This window comes from Pseudomonas persica (assembly GCF_900291015.1).
Lineage (GTDB): Bacteria > Pseudomonadota > Gammaproteobacteria > Pseudomonadales > Pseudomonadaceae > Aquipseudomonas.
The window spans coordinates 1-268 of sequence record NZ_OLKL01000166.1; the positions used below are offsets into that span (position 1 = coordinate 1).

The window sequence follows — 268 nt, forward strand, 5'->3', positions numbered from 1 at the left end:
ATACCAAGGGATTGTAAACGGTGTGAAAGCCAAAGACTTCCCGCGCGTGCCGGTTGACTACGGTTACCGTGACTCCAAAAACTTTTGGTACACAAGATTTAGCAGACCCATCCCTGAAATTTTGCCTATGCGCAAAGGCACGCTTCAATCGGTGCGCTATGCTGCCGACCGCATTGATCCAGATATCGGTTTTGACGATGAAGCCCTTGAAAAGCTTCTTAACGTGCCCAGAATCTTCCTCAACACCGTCCTCAAGGGCTGTGTGAAC

Annotated in this window: 1 protein-coding gene; it reads left to right on the plus strand. The window is 49.6% G+C overall.

What is annotated here, in order from left to right; translation table 11 throughout:
- Positions 1 to 22: 22 nt before the first annotated feature.
- The coding region (locus tag FQ664_RS26135) for a hypothetical protein (protein WP_218570431.1) at positions 23 to 268 on the plus strand (246 nt) is incomplete at its 3' end.